A 1,377-nucleotide genomic window follows, 5' to 3' on the forward strand; every position below is an offset into this window, starting at 1 on the left:
CCAGGGCTTAAATTATCTTCATCGACAAAATAAAGTACATCGAGATTTAAAACCGGGTAATATCCTCAAGGTTAATCAACAATACAAGTTAGCAGATTTTGGCTTAATTAGAACCTTAAATAATAAAAGTCACACTCAAACAGTCCACAATACTGGTACAATTATTTATATGCCTCCTGAAGCCTTTAGGGGTGATATTTCCTCAGCTTGGGATCTGTGGTCATTAGGTATTATGTTAATCCAAATGACCACTAATCAACTTCCCTATAAGTTTAATAATGACAATAATCAATTAATGGTAAAGGTGATAAATTGTGAGCTACAAATCCCTAGTTTACCGAAAGAGTTTAAACCGATTATTGAAGGGTGTTTGCAAAAAGATAGAAAACAAAGATGGACAGCACAACAGGTTTTAAATGCCTTACAAGCAGTCAAAAAGCCTGTTTCACCAATACCCCTAATTGTTTCACCCACTCCATTTACCGAAAAAATATCCAACGGAGTCACACTGGAGATGGTGAGCTTACCAGCAGGTCAATTTATCATGGGATCTGCTGACAGTGATCCCGATGCTTGGGATGCTGAAAAGCCTCAACACCAAGTTAAAGTCAACAGTTTTGCGATTGGCAAATATCCAGTGACTCAGGCACAATATGAAGCGGTAATGGGAACCAATCCCTCTCATTTTAAAAACAACTCTTGGTTGAAAAATAATCTGCAAAATCCGGTAGAAAATGTTAGTTGGAACGATGCTCAAGCTTTTTGTCAAAAATTGAGTCAAATAACAGGAAAAACCTATCGCCTCCCCACAGAAGCGGAATGGGAATATGCTTGTCGTGCGGGGACTACTACTCGCTATTATTTCGGTGATGATGCTAATCAGTTAGGAGATTACGCTTGGTATAGGGCAAATTCTCAGAGTAAAACTCATCCTGTGGGTCAGAAAAAGCCCAATGCTTGGGGACTCTATGACATGAGTGGCAATGTTTGGGAGTGGTGCGAGGACAATTGGCACGATAACTATATCGGAGCGCCAAAGGATGGATCTGCGTGGACTATCAATAATGATAATCGTTCTCATCCCAAGTGTCTGCGCGGCGGTTCTTGGAACTACGGCCCTAATGACTGTCGTTCTGCCTTCCGCTTCAGGAGCAACCCCGTCGGCGTCAGCAACTACGACGGTTTTCGGGTTGCGTGTGTCTCCCCAGGACTTTAACCCTTTGTTCTTTTGCTCTTTTGCCCTTTGTCTCCCGCCCTTAGGCGGGTCGATTTTTTTTTTGAGCCGTAGGTTGGGTTGAGGAACGAAACCCAACCCAATTATTTAAAAGTGTTGGGTTTCACTATCGTTCAACCCAACCTACGATTTAAGGCGGGTCG

Annotated in this window: 1 protein-coding gene; it reads left to right on the forward strand. The window is 42.2% G+C overall.

Translation table 11 applies throughout. From position 1 onward, the window contains the following. Window positions 1-1,216, forward strand: a 1,216-nt coding sequence (locus tag PX636_RS09415) for an SUMF1/EgtB/PvdO family nonheme iron enzyme (RefSeq protein ID WP_288116892.1), incomplete at its 5' end; no start/stop codon positions are given. Between the last annotated feature and the right edge of the window lie 161 nt (window positions 1,217-1,377).

This window comes from Microcystis sp. M53598_WE2 (genome assembly GCF_030067735.1).
GTDB classification, from domain to species: Bacteria; Cyanobacteriota; Cyanobacteriia; order Cyanobacteriales; family Microcystaceae; genus Microcystis; species Microcystis aeruginosa.